The following is a 17799-nucleotide window of genomic DNA, read 5'->3' as shown; positions in this document are numbered from 1 at the left end:
CTTCCGGCCGGCGCCTACTCCTTACTTCGGCGTCAGCCAGGCGTCGGCATAGGTATCCACAGCCCCCAATCCCGTGGTGATCGCGCCGTGGACGCGCGTGTCCAGGAATGTGGAATAGTTGGTGTCGTCAATCCAGGCCAGCGGCACGTCTTCCACCAGGATCTTCTGCACTTCCGTGTAGAGCCGCTGGCGTTCTTCGTCGGTCGGAGCGGTGGCTGCCTGGTCAAAGAGTTCGTCCACCTTGGGGTTTCGGTATTGCGAGGTGTTCGTGAACGCCAGCCCCTTCTTGATGTTGCTGCTGACATAGGTGCGGGATACGCCGATGGCGGGGTCGCCGTACTGGAACACGCCGTTGTAGGCCATGTCGAAGTCCCAGTTGCCCATGCGGGTGGTCCAGCCGCCGACGTCAGTGCTTTCGATATCGATGGCAATGCCGACCTTGCCCAAGCTTTGCTTGGTGTATTCGGCGATGCGGCGCTGCATTTCGCCATAGGGATTGGGAATCAGCCCCAATTTGACGCGCACGCCCTTGGCGTCGGGTTTCAGGCCCATTTCATCGAGCAAGGCGATGGCCTTCTTCGGGTCATAGGGGTACTGCTTGACGTTGGGGTCATGGAAGCGCGTGTTGCGATGAAACGGACCCGTTGAGACCGAGCCCATGCCGAACATGATGCGCTTGGCGATGAACTCCCGGTCGATGGCGTACATCACCGCCTGCCGGAAGCGCTTGTCGTCCATGGGCTTGCGCGCTTCGTTCATTTCGATCCAGTGCAGGGTGGACCAGTATTCATAGCCTTTCTGCGTGACGTTGATATGCGCCAGCTTGGCTACCCGCGGCATGTCGAAGGGTTCGATGTCTTGCAACCAGGCTTGTTGCACCGTGCGTTGCTCTAGCGCCAACCGGCGCGAGGCCGCGTCGGGAATCACGCGGTAGGTGATGCCGTCCAGATAAGGCCGGCCTTCCTTCCAGTAGTGCTCGTTCTTGACCAGCTCGATGTACGAGCCGCGTTCCCAGCGTTTGAACTTGAACGGGCCGGTGCCGACCGGCGCATTGTTGTGCGGATTCTGCGCAAGCGGGGTGTCGACGTCATAGAGGTGCTTGGGCAGGATCACGCCGCCGCCGATATCAAACGCATACAGAAAGGCCGAATAGCGTTCTTTCAGCTTGAACACCACGGTGTGCTCGTCGGGTGCGGTGATGTCCTGGATGTAGTGCATCAGCGCGCGCGTGCGCGGCGTGTTCGCCAGGATCTGCTTGTATGAAAACAGCACGTCCGCCGAGGTGAACGGCTTGCCGTCATGCCATTGCGCGTTTGGCTGCAAATGGAAGGTGTAGGTCAGCTGGTCTTCGGACACGTTCCAGGACTTGGCCAGGCTGGGCTGCGGCTTCAGATCGAATGAATAGGTCAGCAGACTTTCAAAAATCTTGCCCGCCACCATTTGCGTGGTGCCGACTTGCTGCATCGCGACGTTCAGATTGGGAGGCTCGGGGTTCAGGATGGCGGTCAGCACGCCGCCGTATTGCGGCTGCGCCTCGGCCGTGGCCGCAGCCGCGAAAGCGGCGGGCACCGCGGATAGGGCAGCAGCGGCCAGCAGGCCTCGCGTCAGAGCGCGGCGGACGATATTGCACTTCAAGGCAAACCTCCTTGGGTTGGCGGCCGATGTGAACATGGCCACAACAACATTAAATCTTTGGTATCAAATATTGATACTAAAGAATCCAAGATGGATATGGTGCAGCAGCGCGCCCAGCCGTGCAAGGCGGCTGGCGCTAGGGATTTCCCGGGAGCAGCTTGATGCCGGCCGCGCCGTTCAGTTGCGGTTGGGGCGGCCGCTGAGCGCGCGCGCGGCGGATATGGCCAGCGAACTGAAGCGTTGGGAGAAGGATTCCAGCGTCCATTCGGCCAGTAGTCCGGAGATATGAATGGCCGCCATTGGCCGGCCGGCGTGGTCAACCACGGCGCTGGCCAGCACGATCTCGCCCACCATGCTCTCTTCCAGGCAGATGGCGTAGCCCTGCACGCGCGCCTCGCGCACGCGCTGGCGGATCAGTTCCGGGTCGGTGATCGTCTTGGGAGTCAGCGGCCGCATGTCGCTGCGCGCCAGGATGTCATCGACTTCGGCGTCGTCCATGTGCGACATGATGGCGCGGCCGCCAGAGGACGAAAACGTCGGCATGCGGCGGCCGATCAGGGTGGCGTAGAAGGTCTGCCGCTTGGTCTGGCGCCGCAGCGCGTAGACGATGGTCAGGTCATCGAACAGGCTGAGATCGACACGTTCGCCGCATTCCTGCTGTAGCTGCTCCAGGATCGGGGTGGCGCGTTCCAGCAGGGGGTGGCCGCGCAGGAAGTCGAAGGTTCGATCCAGGATCTTCTTGCCCAGCACATAGCCGCGCTGGTTGCTGCCACGCTCCAGGTAACCCAGGGCCACCAGCGTGTGGAGCATGCGCTGGGTCGAGCTGCGGTCCAGCCCCGACAGTTCCGTCAGCTCGTTCAGGCTGAGCGGGCCGGGGTGGTTGGAGAAAGCCTCCAGGATGCCGAAGCCTTTCGCCAGGGATTGGTTGAACCGGGTCTCGGTTGTCGCCATGTTGATTTACTCCAGTTCTTTTGTTCTTTGCGGCATGCCGTCGGCTTGTGGCGACAGCACGCGGGATACGCACTGTAGCGGCTAGCGATTTCTGACAGGGCTAGGGAAATCACCCATGGTTTATGTCTTGTCCGGCGCTTTCGTGAACTCTATCATGCCAAATATAGATATCTAAGTATCAAATATTGATACTTATGAAATTTGAGATTTCACAACCGACAAGGGGAATGCAATGAGTGCCGTCGCCGCAACCCGCCTGGATCAGGCCCAAATCGCCGAAGCCGTGGGCAACCTTCGCCAGTACATGACCGATACGCTGACCGGATTCGTGCAATGCCGCAGCCTGCCCGGACAGGAAATGTCCGCGGCTCAGTTCATGGAAGATGCCCTGGCGGATTTGGGCCTGGCTTCCGAGCGGATTGCGCTGCGCACGGAAGAACTCAAGAACCTGCCGCTGTATTCCCCCGCCTGCTGCCCGGACGGCGGACGCTACAACGTACTGGCCCGCCATGAGCCGCGAAGCGCGGGCGGCCGGGCCGTGCTGTTCAACGGCCACCTGGATGTGGTGCCCACCGGCCCCCACGAACTCTGGGACCCTGCGCCGTTCGACGGCGAACTGCGCGACGGCTGGTTGTACGGCCGGGGCGCGGGCGACATGAAGGCCGGCATCATATGCGCGCTGGCGGCGTTCAAGGCCCTGCGCGACCTGGGCGTGCAGCCGGCCGGCGCCGTGGGCTTTAATGGCGTGCTCGAAGAAGAGAACACCGGCAACGGCACGCTGGCTACCGTGTCCGCGTTGCAAAGCGCCATCGCGGCGGCCAAGCTCAGCGCCTTCGATGCCGTCGTCATTCCCGAACCCACGCACGAACGCATGATGAGCGCGCAATTGGGCGTGTACTGGATGTACGTGGATATCGTGGGCCGGCCTGCGCATGCCGCCTACATGACCACCGGCGTCAACCCCGTTGAAACCGGGCTGCGGATCGTCGATGCCATGAAGCAGCTTGAGCACGAATGGAATCTGCCGGAAAACCGGCATCCCGCCTATCGCGAGCATGCCCATCCGATCAATTTCAACCTGGGCCAGATTCACGCGGGCGACTGGAATTCGTCGGTGCCCAGCGTCTGCACGCTGGGCATGCGCATTGCCTGCTATCCGGACATGACCATCGATGCCGCCAAGCGGCTGGTCGAGGAGCGTATCCGCGCGGTCGAGACCACGCTGACCGATAGCGATGTTCGTATCGATATCCGCTACGAAGGCTTCCACGCGCCCGGCTGCGAATACGACCTGGACGTGCCCGCCATGCAGTTGCTGGCGGATGCGCATCGGCGCGTGGCAGGTGAACTGCCGCAACCCACTGCGTTGACCGCCACCACCGACGGCCGTCATTTCCGCTTGATGATGGATGTGCCCGTGACCTGCTACGGCCCCAAGGTGCAGAACGTGCATGGTTTCAACGAGTGCGTGTCGGTGGACAGCATGGTGCGCGTCGCGACATCGCTGGCGCTCTTCATCCACGACTGGTGCGGCATCGAACCGCTGCAAGCCTGAGTCCTCCCGCGGCATCGGCCGCGGTCTCCTTTTCCTACGGAACTCCCGCCATGAAATCCTCTAACGCCCGGCGCGTTCTGGCGCGCTGCGCGCTGGTCGCCGCCAGCCTGACGTCTGTCGCCATCCCCCTGTCGCATGCTGCGGAAACCCCGCAGTATGGCGGCGTGCTGACCGCCATCCTGAACCCTGAGCCGCCTACCTTGAACCTGGCGGTGCAGCAGGTGGCCGGCACGCAGTTGGTGGCCGGCAAGATCTTTGAAAGCCTGTTGACCTATTCCTTCGATCTGAAGCCGCAGCCCGGTCTGGCCAAGTCCTGGGACGTTTCCAGCGACCGCCTCACCTACACCTTCCATTTGCAGCCCAAGGTGCAATGGCATGACGGCAAGACGTTCTCATCGGACGACGTCGTCTTTACCTACACGAAGATCCTGGCCAACACGCCGCGCACCCGCACGTTGATGTCCAACGTGCAGGAGGTATCGGCGCCCGATGCGCAAACCGTGGTCTTCAAACTGAAGCAGCCGTACTCCGCCTTCCTGTACGCCTTTGATATCGGCGGCGGCGCCATCCTGCCCAAGCATCTGTACGACGTTGATACCCCGATCGGGCAGAACCCGAACAACAATGCGCCGATTGGCACCGGCCCGTTCAAGTTCAAGCGCTGGGAACGCGGCTCGTACATCGAGCTGGTCAAGAACGAGCACTACTGGAAGGAAGGCCGCCCCTATCTGGACGGCATCACCTACCGCGTGATTCCCGATTCCGCATCGCGTCGCGTGGCGTTGGAGCAGGGCTCGGTGATGCAGGCCTGGCTGCAGGACATCGAACCCGTCGATGTGCCGCGCGTGGCCAAGCTGCCCAGCATCACACAGACCCATAAGGGATACGAGTACTGGTCCACTATGCAGTGGATCGAGCTGAACGGCGGCCGTCAGCCCTTTTCCGACAAGCGCTTCCGTCAGGCGCTGATGTACGGCATCAACCGCGAGTTCATTGTCGACAAGATCATGTTTGGCTCGGGCACCGTCGCCACTGGCCCCATCCACCACAACACGCGCTTCTATGACGCCAACGTCAAGAAGTATCCCTACGATCCGAAGCAGGCCATTGCCTTGCTGGATGAAATGGGCCTGAAACCCGACGCCAAGGGCGTGCGCGCAACCATCGGCCTGATTCCGCTGCCTTACGGCGAAATGCCGCGCCGCACCGCCGAATACATCAAGCAGAACCTCGCCAAGATCGGCGTGGCGGTCACGATCGAAAACACGGACGTTGGCGGCTGGACGAGCCGCGTTGGCAACTGGGATTACGACATGGGCGCCAACGGCGTGTTCCAGTACGGCGATCCGGCCATCGGCGTGTCGCGCACCTATCTGGGCAGCAACATCAAGAAAGGGCTGATGTTCAGCAACACCTCGCAGTACAACAATCCGAAGGTCGATGAACTGTTCAACGCCGCAGCCACGGCCGCCACGGATGAAGAGCGCCAGAAACTGTATAGCGAAGCGCAACGCATTCTGGTCGAAGACGTGCCCGTGCTGTGGCTGGCGGACACGAACTATTCGACCTTGCTGAACAAGCGCGTGCATGATGCCGTGACGACCGCGCTGGGCGTGGTGGACACGCAAAGCGACACCTGGTTGTCCAAAGAATGAAGAAGATCGCCACCTTCCTGGCGAACCGGGTGGTCAAGAGCGTCCTGGTTCTGTTGATGATCGCGCTCTTCAACTTCTTCCTGGTCCGCGCCGCGCCGGGCGACCCGGCTGAAATCCTGGCCGGGCAGTCGGGTGCGGTGGATGCCGAATTCATCGCCAAGCTGCGGCAGGAATTTGGTCTGGACAAGCCGATTGCCGTGCAGCTGGGGCAATACCTCAAGAGCGTTGCGACGTTCGATCTGGGGTATTCCTATCGTCAGCAGGCTCCGGTTTCCAGCTTGATTCTTCAACACCTGCCGGCCACCTTGTTGTTGACGTTGTCAGCGTTTGCGTTTGCGCTGCTGGCGGGCGTCAGCCTGGGCACGCAAGCCGCGCTGCGCGTGGGGAAATGGGGCGATACCGTCATCACCACGCTATCCATGCTGGCCTATGCCACGCCGCTGTTCTGGGTGGGGCTGATGCTGGTGTTGCTGTTTTCGGTCAATCTGGAATGGCTGCCCGCCTTTGGCTACGAAAGCGTGGGGGCCAATCTGACGGGCCTGGCACGGGTGGCCGACGTGGCCAAGCACCTGCTCTTGCCTGCCCTGACGCTGGGCATGTTCTACATGGCCGTCTACGCCCGGCTGACCCGCGCGTCCATTCTGGAAATCAGCCAGCTGGATTTCGTGAAGACGGCGCGCGCCAAGGGGCTGTCCGAACGCACGGTGATCGTGCGCCATGTGCTGCGCAACGCGCTGTTGCCCGTCATCACCTATGCGGGCATCCAGGCGGGCGGTCTGATCGGCGGCTCGTTGCTGGTCGAAACCGTGTTCGCGTGGCCGGGCATCGGGCGGCTGGCGTTCGATGCGTTGATTCAACGCGACTATAGCGTGCTGCTTGGCGTGTTCTTCATGGCCTCATTGATCGTGGTCGTGGTCAACCTTGTCACCGACATTCTGTACACGGTGGCGGATCCCCGGATCGAACTCAAATGAAAGCGTTCATGCAATCGTTCTGCCGCAACAAGGGCGGCATCATGGGGCTGATCGTGCTGGCGCTGGTGACGCTGCTGGCCATCACCGCCAGCTGGATGTTCCCCGACAGCCCGTGGGACATCATCAACGGCCCTTTCATGCCACCGCTGTCCGACGGCGCCTTGCTGGGAACCGACACGTTGGGCCGCGATATCGCGACCGGCATCGCCTATGGATCGCGCGTCACGCTGGTGCTGGCGGCGGTGTCCACCGCAGTGTCCATTCTGCTGGGCATCACGGTGGGCGCGCTGGCGGGCTTCTACGGCGGGCGCGTGGATCAGGCCATAGTGGGGTTCATCGAACTGTTCCAGACCATCCCCAGCTTCTTCCTGGCCGTTGTGCTGGTGGCGATTCTGACGCCGACGATGGGCACGGTGATCTTTGCGATCGCCGTGGTGTCCTGGCCGCCATTGGCCCGTCTGGTGCGGGCGGAATTCATGAGCCTGAAAAATCGCGAGTTCGTGCAGGCAGCGATGCTGTCCGGCCAATCGAACCTGCGCATCATTTTGACGCAGATTCTGCCCAACAGCCTGTCGCCAGTCATCGTATCGGGCTCGCTGATGATCGCCAGTTCGATCCTGCTGGAATCGGCGCTGAGCTTTCTGGGCCTCGGTGATCCCAACGCCATGACGTGGGGCTACATCATCGGGGCATCGCGCAGCGTGCTGCGCGATGCCTGGTGGATGAGCGTCTTTCCGGGCGTGGCCATCCTGGTGACGGTGCTGTCGCTGAATCTGATCGGTGAAGCGCTGAACGACGCCCTTAACCCCAAACTGGCTCGCAGGAGGACGACGTAATGAGCGCGCTTTTGGAAATTCGCGATCTCAGCGTTACGGCGGCCCATGGCGGGCCGACGGTGGTGCAGGACGTGTCCTACACCGTGAACCGCAACGAGATCCTGTGCGTGGTGGGCGAATCAGGGTCGGGCAAATCCGTCACGGCGCACGCCATCATGGGATTGCTGCCGGCCGACCAACTGAGCGTGACGCAAGGCCAGATCCTGTACAACGGGCGCGATCTGGTCGGCCTGTCCACCACGGACTGGTATGCGCTGCGCGGCAGATCGTTCGGCATGGTGTTCCAGGAACCCATGACGGCGTTGAACCCCATCATGCGTGTGGGCCGGCAGGTTGACGAAGTGCTGGAACGGCACACCAACATGAACGCCGCCGCCCGCAGGCAACGGGTGCTGGAACTGTTCGGGCAAGTGCTGCTGCCCGATCCGCAAGCCATGTACGACGCCTTTCCATTCCAGTTGTCGGGCGGACAGCGGCAGCGGGTGGTGATCGCCATGGCCCTGGCGTTGGAGCCGGACGTGCTGATCGCCGACGAGCCCACGACCGCGCTTGATGTCACCACGCAGGCGCAGATCCTGAGCCTGATCAAGGATATCCAGCAGCGCATGGGCATCGGCGTCATCTTCATCACGCATGATTTCGGCGTGGTGGCCGATATCGCGGACCGCATTGTCGTGATGCGCAAGGGCGCGGTGGTCGAGGCCGGCGTGGCTGATGACATCCTCAACCGGCCGCAACATCCGTACACGCGGCAACTGATCGCGGCAGTCCCGCACAAACCGGAAGGCAAGGAAGAAACCGCAGGCGCGCCGCCGTTGATGGTGGTGCAAAAATTGTGCAAGACCTTCGCCACTGGCGGGCGCCGGGTCGACGCGCTGCAGGATATCTCGCTTGAGATCCGGCAGGGCGAGACGCTGGGGCTGGTGGGTGAGTCCGGGTCGGGCAAGTCGACGCTGGGTCGCACGCTGATTGGGTTGATTTCACCCGACAGCGGCAGCGTCCGCATGGAAGGGCAGGAATTGGTGGGGCTGAAGCCGCGCGATTTCCGTCCCTACCGCCGACAGATCCAGATGGTGTTCCAGGATCCGTATGCGTCGTTGAATCCGCGCCATCGTGTCATCGAAGCGGTTGCCCAAGGGCCGATCGCCTTTGGCGAAAACCGCAAGACAGCCCTGCGCGAAGCCCGCGAACTGCTGGAACTGGTCGGCTTGGGCGGCGACGCCGGCGATCGTTATCCGCACCAATTCTCCGGCGGGCAACGCCAGCGTGTCGGCATCGCGCGAGCGCTTGCGCTCAAACCGCGCCTGCTCGTGGCCGACGAGGCGGTTTCGGCGCTGGACGTGTCCATCCAGGCGCAGGTGCTGGACCTTCTGAAGACCGTCAGCGGCCAGTTCGACCTGTCGGTGTTGTTCATTACCCATGACTTGCGCGTCGCGGCCCAGATATGCGACCGCATTGCGGTGATGCGCCAGGGACAGATCGTCGAACTGGATCGCGCCGCCACTATTTTTTATCACCCGCAGCATGAATACACGCGCCGCTTGATCGATTCCGTGCCGGGCAGAGCCTGGAACAAGCCCGATCTGGCGGCGCTGCCGGACCCATCAACCAGGAGTGAGCAGTATGCGTGACACCGAGTATCAGTTGCAGGACGGCTTGGCGCTGGCCGACTTGTTGGCCAAGCGCGAAGTCAGCGCGGAAGACCTGATGGCCTGCGCCATCCGGCTGGCGCGGCAGCACGCGCCGGCCATGAATGCGTTGTGCTATGAACGCTTTGAAGAATCGCTGCAAGTCGCGCGGGGATGGCAGCCGCGTGGGACGTTCGGTGCCATTCCGTTCCTGTTGAAGGATTCCGGGCTGGCACACAAGCGCTTCCCGTCCAGCCTGGGCTCGCGCCTGCTGAACGACACGCCTTACACGCGCAACGCCACGCTGGCCGACCGCTTCGAGGCTGCGGGGCTGATTCCCTTTGCCCGCACGACTGTCCCCGAATTCTGCATGGCGCCCACGACCGAGGCGGCGCGCAATGGCGGACCGACTCGCAACCCCTGGGATCCGACGCGGTCGTCGGGCGGTTCCAGCGGTGGCGCGGCGGCGGCCGTGGCGGCGGGGATCGTGCCCTTGGCGCATGGCAGCGATGGTGGCGGTTCGATCCGTATTCCGGCTGCCAGCTGCGGCGTCTACGGTTTGAAGGTGTCGCGGGGCCGCGTGCCCATGGGGCCGTTCCGTGGGGAAGGTTGGGGCGGCCTGGCGACCGACGGCGTGCTATCGCGTTCCGTGCGCGACACGGCCGCGGCGCTTGACGCCATCGGCGGCTTTGAACCAGGAGCGCCCTACGCCGCGCCGCCTCCGTCGGCGTCCTACCTGGAAATGCTGTCCGTGGCGCCGCGCAAGTTGCGCATCGCGCTGTGGCGCGAGGCCTGGAATGGTGTGCCGGTGGCGCCGGAATGCGTCGCCGCGGTGGAACGGGCGGCCCAGCTATGCAGGGAATTGGGGCACGAGGTCGTCGACGGGACGCCGCCGGACATCGAATACGAGGCCTTCGTGCTGGCCCACGCCAATGTGCTGGCGGGCAACATCGTGCTGTCGGTGGACACCCGGCTGGGTCTGACGGGCCGCGCGCTTGGTGATGGCGACCTGGAACCCGTACTGCGCCAGGGCTATGAATACGGCAAGACGCTACCCGCCGCCCACTACATTGCCAGCGTCAATCGCTTCCATGCCATCGGTCGGATACTGGATGGCTATATGGATGGCTACGACGCGATTTTGTCGCCGTCGCTGACGCAATTGCCACTGAAGCTGGGTGAACTGTCCACCGCCCAAGGATCCTTCCTGGATTTCCGCCGCAAGGTTGCCACCTATGGCACGTTCTCGGCCGCGTTCAATGCCTCCGGCCAGCCGGCGGCCAGCTTGCCTCTAGTCTGGACAGGCACTGGACTGCCGGTGGGCGTCCAGGTCGTGGGCCGCTATGGGCGTGAAGACGTGGTGTTGGCCTTGTCGGCCCAGTTGGAAGTGGCTCAGCCTTGGGCAGGCCGCATCGCGGTGCCGACGGCGGTCTAAGGGAGGAAACAAGGGGCGGGGGGGCCGCCGCCCCTCCTTCCTCTGGCGGAGGACAGACGGGTTTCAGGGCGTTCGCCATCGTCTGAATGGATCGGATACGGCCGGTTGCAAGACCTTTCTCCGAATCCCCCGTAAAATCACCCTATTCAGCAGGACTTCAACCATCTTTCCATAGACAGTAATTAGGAGGACCACTCATGGCCCTAGTCTCCATGCGCCAGTTGCTCGACCATGCCGCCGAGCACGGCTACGGCATTCCGGCTTTCAACGTCAACAACCTGGAACAGGTTCAGGCCATCATGGAAGCCGCTGCGGAGACCGATAGCCCGGTGATCATGCAGGCCTCGGCCGGCGCGCGCAAGTATGCGGGCGAAGGCTTTCTGAAGCACCTGATCCAGGCCGCGGTGGAATCCTACCCGCACATCCCCGTCGTGATGCACCAGGATCACGGCCAGTCGCCCAAGGTTTGCCAAGGCGCCATGGACCTGGGTTTCTCCAGCGTGATGATGGACGGTTCGTTGAAGGAAGACGGCAAGACCATCGCCGACTACGACTACAACGTCGAAGTCACCAAGAAGGTCGTGGACATCGCCCACAAGCTGGGCGTGACCGTTGAAGGCGAACTCGGCTGCCTGGGTTCCCTGGAAACCATGGAAGGCGACAAGGAAGACGGTCACGGCGCCGACGGCAAGCTGACCATGGATCAGTTGCTGACCGACCCGGAACAAGCCGCCGACTTCGTGCGCCGCACCCAGCTGGACGCCCTGGCCATCGCCATCGGCACCAGCCACGGCGCCTACAAGTTCACGCGCAAGCCCACCGGCGACATCCTGTCGATTTCCCGCATCAAGGAAATCCACGCCCGCCTGCCGAACACCCACCTGGTGATGCATGGCAGCTCCAGCGTGCCGCAGGAACTGTTGGCCGAGATCCGTGAATTCGGCGGCAACATGAAGGAAACCTACGGCGTGCCCGTCGAGGAAATCCAGGAAGCCATCAAATACGGCGTGCGCAAGATCAATATCGACACCGATATCCGTCTGGCCATGACCGGCGCGATCCGCCGCTTCTTTGCCGAGAACCCCGAAAAGTTCGACCCGCGCGAATACCTGAAGCCCGCCCGCGCTGCCGCCAAGGCAATTTGCGTGGCCCGCTACACGGAATTCGGCACCGCCGGTAACGCCAGCAAGATCAAGGCCTTGCCGCTGATCGACATCGCCGCGCAATATGCGTCGGGCAAGCTGTCGCAAGTGGTGCAATAAGACGTGCCTGGCGCCGTCTCCGGACGGCGCCATGGCAATGAAAAGGGGCGGGTCCATTCGGATCCGCCCCTTTTTTTGCCAATTGACGATGGTTACGCAGGCGGGCTGTTCTTTGGGAAGTGCGGAACGCTGCGGTTCACGTGGTGCCAGGAGGGTGCGGAATCCGTCCACAGACTGGCCTGGGCGTGGAAGGCTTCAGGATCGTCCAGCGAGCCGGCGCGCACCACTTCGTAGCCCATGCCTTCCGATCCGCCGAACAGCGGCGTGCCACAGGCGGCACAGAAACTGCGCATGACCGTGTGGCCGGAATCGCCCTTGTAGCGGTGTTCCTTGGCCTGGCCGCGCAGCATCGTGATCGAGCCAGCCGGGAAGATCAGCGCATGAGCCGGGGCGCCGCCGCTGGAATACTGGCAGTCTCGGCAATGACAGGTGGCGGCCGTGATGGGTTCGTCAGAGATTGCGTAGCGCACGGCGCCGCATTGGCATCCGCCCGTCAAATGAACCTGCGCGCCGGCGTGGGGCGTGCGTTTATGGGAAGCATCCTGCATACGACTGTGTCTCCTCCAGGTGAAAAGGGGGCGCCGTGACGCGGATCGCGGTCAGCGCGCATGTTCGAACGCAGCCAGACTAACCCGCTGCCTGCTGCCCGGCAAGGCGGCCTTATTTGCAGTAATCTATGCGCTTTGCACGACCCGCTTTCCAGCGCCGGTCGGCTGCGCGGTTTCCGATTTCGTTCTACTTCCCGCCCTGGCGCTTGCCCGAGGCGGGAATCTTCATTTTTGCCATAGGCCATTCCCGTGACTTCTGCTTTGCATCAATCCAGCATCAAGTCCTTGCCGCTGCTGGGCCGCGGTAAGGTGCGCGATATGTACGCGGTGGGCGACGACAAGTTGCTGATCGTCGCGTCGGATCGTATCTCCGCCTTCGACGTGATTCTTGACGATCCCATTCCCGGCAAGGGACAGGTGCTGACCGAGCTGACCGAATTCTGGTTGCAGAAGCTGGCCCACATCCTGCCGAACCACTCCACGGGCGTGAAGCCCGAAGACGTGGTGGCTCCGGACGAAGTTGACCAGGTGCGCGGACGCGCCGTCGTGGTCAAGCGTCTGAAGCCGATCCTGGTGGAAGCGGTTGCCCGCGGCTACCTGATCGGTTCCGGCTGGAAGGATTACCAAGCCACCGGCGCCATCTGCGGCATCAAGCTGCCCGCCGGCCTGCAACAGGCCAGCCAATTGCCCGAGCCCATCTTCACGCCCGCCGCCAAGGCCGAATTCGGCATGCACGACGAAAACGTGGACTTCGCGCACGTGGTCAAGGAAGTCGGCCAGGAAATGGCCGAGCGCATCCGCGACGTCACGCTCAAGCTGTACGCCGAAGCTGCCAAGTTCGCCGCCACCAAGGGCATCATCATTGCCGACACCAAGTTTGAATTCGGCTTGGACGACAACGGCACGCTGCACTTGATGGACGAAGTGCTGACGCCGGACTCGTCGCGCTTCTGGCCGGCCGACGGCTACCGCGTCGGCATCAGCCCCCCGTCCTTCGACAAGCAGTTCGTGCGCGACTGGCTGGAAACCCAGACCTGGGACAAGACGCCGCCCGCCCCGCGCTTGCCGCAGGACGTGCTGGAAAAGACCGCGGCCAAGTACCGCGAGGCACTGGATCGTCTGGTCGCCTGATCTTTCCGGTGATTAAAAAAACCGCTCACTGAGCGGTTTTTTTATGCCTGGGCCTTGAATACCTCTCCCAAACCGGTTGATTGTCATCAGGGGAATCGATAACAATTATTGCGTATTGTTACGCTATACTTCCCGGCTGCCTTAGCAGGACGTCTGTCGACAGGAGCCTTCCGCATGATCATGATGTTGCCCTTTCTGACCGGAGTGGTCGCGGTGTGGTTCGGGATGCTGGGAAAGCGCCGGCCCTGCGTGACCTTCTGGCTGTTGACGCTCGGCATCTTCGCCGCATGGTGCCAGTACCACATGACCAGCCCGCTGGCGCTGTCTTGGTAAGGGCAGGGCGATGATCTTCTCCCGCAACCCCGCGCGCGGTTCGCGCGTGCTGAACGGTTTGGCGCTATTGGGCGTTACCGGCGCCCTGGGCATGGCCTTCGCCTGGCAATTCATCTATGACGAACTGCCGTGCCCCTTGTGCCTCTTGCAGCGCGTGGCGCTCATCCTGGCCGGCGTGGGATTCCTGCTGAACATGCGGGTAGGCCCGTCTCCCATGCACTATGCGATGAGTGTCGCGGCGTCCTTGGGGGGCATGCTGGCATCGGGCCGCCAGGTGCTGCTGCACATCGCCCCGGGCGATCCCGGCTATGGCACGCCATTCCTGGGACTGCATTTCTACACCTGGGCGTTCATCGCGTTTTGCGCCATCATCGTCTTCTGCGTCCTGATGCAGTCCGCCGACCGCAAATGGGGCGACAGCATGCTGAAAAAGCCGGTCTCGGCGGTCGGCATCGTGGTCATGGCCCTGTTTTTCGTCATGGCCCTGGCCAACGTCGGCAGCACCACACTGGAGTGCGGGTTCGGGCCTTGCCCGGACAATCCCGACAGCTATCTGTGGCTGCCATCTTCGGCCCCGCGATAGCCCGTCTTGCGCGCCGGGTAAAATACCGGGTTTCGCGGACCTGATCCGCGGCCCTTTGACATTCCGCGGGCGGGTTCCGCGGTCTTACCTCTTTGACACCGGTTATGACAGCGAAGACTTCCGCAGCGGCAGAGGCCACCCCCGTGGTGGGCGTGATTATGGGTTCTTCCAGCGATTGGGAGGTCATGAAGCACGCGGTCACCATGCTGGAGGACTTCGGCGTGGCCTACGAGGCGCGCGTGATTTCCGCGCACCGCATGCCGCAGGACATGGCCGAGTACGGCGCGGCGGCGCATGCCCGCGGCTTGCGCGGCATCATCGCCGGCGCGGGCGGCGCGGCGCACCTGCCAGGCATGATGGCGGCGCTGACGGAAGTGCCGGTGTTCGGCGTGCCCGTGCCCTCCAAGTACCTGCGTGGCGAAGACTCGCTGCTGTCCATCGTGCAGATGCCCAAGGGCGTGCCGGTGGCCACCTTCGCGATCGGCGAGGCCGGTGCGGCCAATGCCGCCCTGCATGTGATTGCCACGCTGGCGGGCACTGATGCCGGCCTGCATCAGAAGCTGGTGGCGTTCCGCGCGCGTCAAACGCAAGCCGCGCGCGACATGAAGGTTCCGCCCGAGGCCTGATCCGTATGACCAAATCGACTCCTTTCATGATTGCTCCCGGTGGCTGGCTGGGTTTGCTGGGTGGCGGCCAATTGGGCCGCATGTTCTGCCACGCGGCGCAAAGCCTGGGCTACAAGGTCGCCGTGCTGGATCCGGCCGACGAATGCCCCGCTGGCATGGTGGCCGACCTGCACATCCAGGCCGCCTACGATGACGAAGCCGGCCTGGCCCGCCTGGCCCAGACCTGTCAGGCCGTCACCACCGAATTTGAAAACGTGCCCGCAGACAGCCTGCGCACGCTGGCCACCCGTTGCCGCGTGAGCCCGGCGGCCGATGCCGTGGCCATCGTGCAGGACCGCATCGCCGAAAAGACCTTCATTGCCTCGCAAGGCATTCCCGTCGCGCCGCACGCCGCCATCCGTAACGATGCGGATCTGCGCGCCGCGCCCGAAGCCTTGTTCCCCGGCATCCTGAAAGTCGCCCGCCTGGGCTATGACGGCAAGGGGCAGGCTCGCATCAACACGCGCGACGAAGCGCTGGCCGCCTTTGCCGAATTCGGCGGCGTGGCCTGCGTGCTTGAAGCGCTGATGCCGCTGGACTACGAGATTTCCGTCGTGATCGCGCGCGGTTTCGATGGCGCTGCCGTGGTGTTTCCCGTGGCGCGCAATGTGCACCGCGACGGCATCCTGGCGGTGTCCACCGCGGCACCGGTGCAATTGGACGCGGCCCACGCCGAGCGGCAGGCGCGCGCAACCGAAGCCGCGCAATCCATCGCGCAGGGCCTGGGCTACCACGGTGTGCTGTGCGTGGAGTTCTTCGTGCTGAAGGACGGAAGCCTGATCGTCAACGAGATCGCGCCGCGCCCGCACAACAGCGGCCACTACACGATGAATGCTTGCATCACGAGTCAGTTCGAGCAGCAGGCGCGTGCGATGGCCGGCCTGCCGCTGGGCAGCACGGACCTGCTGGCGCCCGCCGTCATGCTGAACATCCTGGGCGACATCTGGTATGCGTCCGCCACGGCGACGACGCAACGCGAACCCGACTGGGCTGCGGCGCTGTCGGTGCCGACCGCCAAGCTGCACCTCTATGGCAAACAGGAAGCGCGCCGTGGCCGCAAGATGGGCCACATCACCATTGTGGCGCCCACCCTGGACCAGGCTCGCGCCGATGCTGCCCGCGTGGCCGCCGCGCTGGGCATGGAAGCCCCTGAGTAGCCCGCGACCATCCGATGCCTTCCTTGCCCCCGCCTGAATCCGCCAGCGCTGCTGAGATCGCCCACGCCGCCCAGCGCCTGCTGAGTGGCGAACTGGCCGCCTTTCCCACCGAGACCGTCTACGGCCTGGGTGCGGACGCCGAGAATCCGCAGGCGGTGGCAAAGATCTACGCGGCCAAGGGCCGGCCGTCGAATCATCCCGTCATCGTGCACATCGCGCCGCATGGCGACGTGTCGTACTGGGCAGCGCAGGTGCCGCCCGAGGCGCGCTTGTTGATCGACGCATTCTGGCCAGGTCCGCTGACCTTGATCCTCAAGCGCGCGCCGCACATTGTGGATACGGTAAGCGGCGGGCAGGACAGCATCGGCATCCGCTGTCCTTCGCATCCCGTGGCACAAGCGTTGCTGGCGGCCTTTGCCGCAGGCAAGCCGAACGGCCAGGGAGGCGTGGCCGCGCCGTCGGCGAACAAATTTGGTCAGGTGTCTCCGACCCGCGCGGAACATGTGCGCCATGAGTTCCCCGAAGAAGTTGCCGCCGGCATGCCCGTGCTGGAAGGCGGCGCCTCGGAGGTCGGCATCGAATCCACCATCCTGGACTTGTCGCGCCTGGACCGTGGCGCCGGCCCCGTGCTGCTGCGACCGGGCCATATCAGCGCCGCGCAGATCGAAGCCGTGCTGGGCGTGCAGGTGTTTGCACCGGACGCCGCCGCGCCGCGCGCCTCGGGCACGCTGAAAGCACACTACGCGCCACGTACGCCGTTGGAGCTGGCCTCCGATGAGCGCTTGCAAGACGTCGCCCTGGGCCGCAACCTGCCGGCAGGCAACGTGGTGGTGGTGGCGTATGGCGACGCGCCAGCGGCGCTGGACCCCCGCCTGAAGTGGCACCCCGTGCCCGCAGACCCGGCGCGCTATGCGCAGGCCTTGTACGGATTGCTACGCGATCTGGACAAGCAAGGCTATGCCCGCATCATCGTGCAAGCGCCGCCCGCGACCGACGCATGGCACGCCGTCAACGACCGCATCGGCCGCGCCGCAGCGGCATTCACGCTGGATACGACGGACCTGTAGCGGTTGGCGTTGCGGGGAAGTACGGTACGCCGATTCCATGATGGATATGTGTGGTGCGCTGATTCGTAGGATGGGTGTAGCGCGAGAGATCGCGAACAAGAACTCGAATATTCAGCGCGCGCAACCCATCAAGCAACGGTGAATATTTGGCAACGTTGGTCACAACGCGGAGGTTGTTTGATGGGTTGCGCGCGCTGAACGACAATATTCTTGCTTAAAGATTCTCGCGCTACACCCATCCTACGGTTGATCGCACATCAAACGCACGCGGTTGATCGCACATCAAATGCACGTGGTTGATCGCACATCAAATGCACGTGGTTGATCGCACATCAAATGCACGCGGTTGATCGCACATCAAACGCACGTGGTTGATCGCACATC

General features: G+C 63.3%; 16 protein-coding genes. 13 read left to right on the top strand and 3 right to left on the bottom strand.

Features of this window, described 5'->3' with window-relative positions; translation table 11 throughout:
* Positions 1-21 precede the first annotated feature (21 nt).
* Both HV753_RS30465 and HV753_RS30460 read right to left on the bottom strand, forming a co-directional pair.
* Positions 22-1635, bottom strand: coding sequence for an ABC transporter substrate-binding protein (locus HV753_RS30465; RefSeq protein WP_175178302.1), 1614 nt, complete (start codon positions 1633-1635; stop codon positions 22-24).
* A gap of 177 nt (positions 1636-1812) precedes the next feature.
* Entirely contained in the window at positions 1813-2586 is a 774-nt protein-coding gene (locus HV753_RS30460; RefSeq protein ID WP_175178301.1) for an IclR family transcriptional regulator, read from the bottom strand.
* A 232-nt stretch (positions 2587-2818) separates the two neighbouring features.
* Here HV753_RS30460 and HV753_RS30455 point away from each other — a divergent pair, with 232 nt between their 5' ends.
* From HV753_RS30455 to fba, 7 genes are all read left to right on the top strand, one after another.
* Complete coding sequence (locus HV753_RS30455; protein WP_175178300.1) at positions 2819-4141, top strand: ArgE/DapE family deacylase; 1323 nt, start codon at positions 2819-2821, stop codon at positions 4139-4141.
* Positions 4142-4191: 50 nt separating this feature from the next.
* Positions 4192-5796 (top strand): ABC transporter substrate-binding protein, encoded by a 1605-nt coding sequence (locus HV753_RS30450; RefSeq protein WP_175178299.1) that lies wholly within the window; start codon positions 4192-4194, stop codon positions 5794-5796.
* Positions 5793-6770, top strand: a complete 978-nt coding sequence (locus tag HV753_RS30445) for an ABC transporter permease (protein ID WP_175178298.1) — start codon at positions 5793-5795, stop codon at positions 6768-6770. Before HV753_RS30450 ends, HV753_RS30445 begins: the two co-directional genes overlap by 4 nt.
* Positions 6767-7606: an ABC transporter permease gene (locus tag HV753_RS30440; RefSeq protein ID WP_175178297.1), complete on the top strand. Its 840-nt coding sequence runs from the start codon at positions 6767-6769 to the stop codon at positions 7604-7606. The genes HV753_RS30445 and HV753_RS30440 overlap by 4 nt, the downstream gene beginning before the upstream one ends.
* On the top strand, positions 7606-9237 hold the full coding sequence (locus HV753_RS30435; protein ID WP_175178296.1) for an ABC transporter ATP-binding protein: 1632 nt from the start codon (positions 7606-7608) through the stop codon (positions 9235-9237). Before HV753_RS30440 ends, HV753_RS30435 begins: the two co-directional genes overlap by 1 nt.
* Positions 9230-10669 (top strand): amidase, encoded by a 1440-nt coding sequence (locus HV753_RS30430; protein ID WP_175178295.1) that lies wholly within the window; start codon positions 9230-9232, stop codon positions 10667-10669. The genes HV753_RS30435 and HV753_RS30430 overlap by 8 nt, the downstream gene beginning before the upstream one ends.
* Positions 10670-10866: 197 nt before the next feature.
* Positions 10867-11931 carry a class II fructose-bisphosphate aldolase gene (fba, locus tag HV753_RS30425; protein ID WP_175178294.1) on the top strand — a complete coding sequence of 355 codons (1065 nt, stop codon included), beginning with the start codon at positions 10867-10869 and terminating at the stop codon, positions 11929-11931.
* Positions 11932-12023: 92 nt separating this feature from the next.
* Here fba and HV753_RS30420 read toward each other — a convergent pair whose 3' ends face one another.
* The gene (locus HV753_RS30420) at positions 12024-12479 is read right to left on the bottom strand and encodes a GFA family protein (RefSeq protein ID WP_175178293.1); all 456 of its coding nucleotides are present in this window, start codon (positions 12477-12479) and stop codon (positions 12024-12026) included.
* A 249-nt stretch (positions 12480-12728) separates the two neighbouring features.
* Here HV753_RS30420 and HV753_RS30415 point away from each other — a divergent pair, with 249 nt between their 5' ends.
* The 6 genes from HV753_RS30415 to HV753_RS30390 all read left to right on the top strand — a co-directional run bounded on the left by HV753_RS30415 (position 12729) and on the right by HV753_RS30390 (position 17415).
* Complete coding sequence (locus tag HV753_RS30415; RefSeq protein ID WP_175178292.1) at positions 12729-13610, top strand: phosphoribosylaminoimidazolesuccinocarboxamide synthase; 882 nt, start codon at positions 12729-12731, stop codon at positions 13608-13610.
* Positions 13611-13784: 174 nt separating this feature from the next.
* Entirely contained in the window at positions 13785-13943 is a 159-nt protein-coding gene (locus tag HV753_RS30410; RefSeq protein ID WP_175178291.1) for a DUF5993 family protein, read from the top strand.
* A 10-nt stretch (positions 13944-13953) separates the two neighbouring features.
* A complete protein-coding gene (locus HV753_RS30405) occupies positions 13954-14526 on the top strand; it encodes a disulfide bond formation protein B (protein WP_175178290.1) in 573 nt (190 codons plus the stop codon).
* Positions 14527-14630: 104 nt separating this feature from the next.
* On the top strand, positions 14631-15152 hold the full coding sequence (purE, locus tag HV753_RS30400) for a 5-(carboxyamino)imidazole ribonucleotide mutase (protein WP_175178289.1): 522 nt from the start codon (positions 14631-14633) through the stop codon (positions 15150-15152).
* Between the two features lie 5 nt (positions 15153-15157).
* A complete protein-coding gene (locus tag HV753_RS30395) occupies positions 15158-16348 on the top strand; it encodes a 5-(carboxyamino)imidazole ribonucleotide synthase (protein ID WP_175178288.1) in 1191 nt (396 codons plus the stop codon).
* Between the two features lie 14 nt (positions 16349-16362).
* A complete protein-coding gene (locus HV753_RS30390) occupies positions 16363-17415 on the top strand; it encodes an L-threonylcarbamoyladenylate synthase (protein WP_175178287.1) in 1053 nt (350 codons plus the stop codon).
* Positions 17416-17799: the final 384 nt, after the last annotated feature.

The organism is Achromobacter pestifer (assembly GCF_902859625.1).
GTDB lineage: Bacteria > Pseudomonadota > Gammaproteobacteria > Burkholderiales > Burkholderiaceae_B > Achromobacter > Achromobacter pestifer.
This window is presented reverse-complemented; position numbering and strand designations above follow the sequence as displayed.

Bases quoted from the DNA above. Each gene is read 5' to 3' on its own strand.
- HV753_RS30420 (WP_175178293.1), bottom strand. From the start codon at position 12,479: ATGCAGGATGCTTCCCATAAACGCACGCCCCACGCCGGCGCGCAGGTT.
- HV753_RS30435 (WP_175178296.1), top strand. From the start codon at position 7,606: ATGAGCGCGCTTTTGGAAATTCGCGATCTCAGCGTTACGGCGGCCCAT.
- HV753_RS30405 (WP_175178290.1), top strand. From the start codon at position 13,954: ATGATCTTCTCCCGCAACCCCGCGCGCGGTTCGCGCGTGCTGAACGGT.
- HV753_RS30455 (WP_175178300.1), top strand. From the start codon at position 2,819: ATGAGTGCCGTCGCCGCAACCCGCCTGGATCAGGCCCAAATCGCCGAA.
- purE (WP_175178289.1), top strand. From the start codon at position 14,631: ATGACAGCGAAGACTTCCGCAGCGGCAGAGGCCACCCCCGTGGTGGGC.
- HV753_RS30440 (WP_175178297.1), top strand. From the start codon at position 6,767: ATGAAAGCGTTCATGCAATCGTTCTGCCGCAACAAGGGCGGCATCATG.
- HV753_RS30450 (WP_175178299.1), top strand. From the start codon at position 4,192: ATGAAATCCTCTAACGCCCGGCGCGTTCTGGCGCGCTGCGCGCTGGTC.
- HV753_RS30410 (WP_175178291.1), top strand. From the start codon at position 13,785: ATGATCATGATGTTGCCCTTTCTGACCGGAGTGGTCGCGGTGTGGTTC.
- HV753_RS30460 (WP_175178301.1), bottom strand. From the start codon at position 2,586: ATGGCGACAACCGAGACCCGGTTCAACCAATCCCTGGCGAAAGGCTTC.
- HV753_RS30390 (WP_175178287.1), top strand. From the start codon at position 16,363: ATGCCTTCCTTGCCCCCGCCTGAATCCGCCAGCGCTGCTGAGATCGCC.
- fba (WP_175178294.1), top strand. From the start codon at position 10,867: ATGGCCCTAGTCTCCATGCGCCAGTTGCTCGACCATGCCGCCGAGCAC.
- HV753_RS30445 (WP_175178298.1), top strand. From the start codon at position 5,793: ATGAAGAAGATCGCCACCTTCCTGGCGAACCGGGTGGTCAAGAGCGTC.
- HV753_RS30395 (WP_175178288.1), top strand. From the start codon at position 15,158: ATGACCAAATCGACTCCTTTCATGATTGCTCCCGGTGGCTGGCTGGGT.
- HV753_RS30430 (WP_175178295.1), top strand. From the start codon at position 9,230: ATGCGTGACACCGAGTATCAGTTGCAGGACGGCTTGGCGCTGGCCGAC.